The organism is Poseidonibacter ostreae (assembly GCF_009208075.1).
GTDB lineage: Bacteria > Campylobacterota > Campylobacteria > Campylobacterales > Arcobacteraceae > Poseidonibacter > Poseidonibacter ostreae.
Genome location: NZ_WFKJ01000120.1, coordinates 1 through 695 on the forward strand (window position 1 = coordinate 1; position 695 = coordinate 695).

A 695-nucleotide genomic window follows, 5' to 3' on the forward strand; every position below is an offset into this window, starting at 1 on the left:
CCAGTAGTAAAGAAGCAAAATCTAAATCGACTTAAAAAAAATAAATTAAAATTGAGTAGTAATTTACGGACATTAAAAGAGCATAATGCAACACAATACTGTAAAAGTGACCCTGATGCTACTTTGATGAGTAAACCAGCACATAATCTGATGGCCTATAATACTCAGATTGCTGTTGATGGAAAATATAAGTTCATTGTTGCCACTGATATTTCCAGCAAAGGTGTTGATCTAGATCAGCTTTACCCAATGGCGACACAAGCTAAAGATATTATTGGTAATGAAAAGATGAAACTAGCAGCTGATGCAGGTTATTACAATCCAAAAGAGATTAAGAAATGTGTTGATGAAGATATCGATGTCTATGTACCAATACCAGATAAGCAAAAACAACATAAAGATAAAGGAATGTTTGCTCGTGATGCATTTGTTTATGATGAAGTTAAGGATTGCTATATCTGTCCTAATGATAAGGTGTTAAAGCGGAGAAAAACTATTTATGAAAAGAATGGTATTAAGCGTTTAATGTACTTTGGTACCCGTTCTGAGTGTACAGTTTGTCCAATACGTTCACAATGTCTTCCTCTTAAAACACCTGCCAAACGTCTTTGGCGATGGGAACATGAAGCACTCGTTGAGGCACACCGTACAAAGATGCAGACACGCAAAGCAAAAACTATGATTAAACAGCGTGC

The 695-nt window shown here is 35.7% G+C and carries 1 protein-coding gene; it reads left to right on the forward strand.

Annotated features, from left to right (window positions below; translation table 11 throughout):
• A partial coding sequence (locus GBG18_RS15065) for a transposase (RefSeq protein ID WP_152192390.1) occupies nt 1-695 on the forward strand: 695 nt, incomplete at both ends.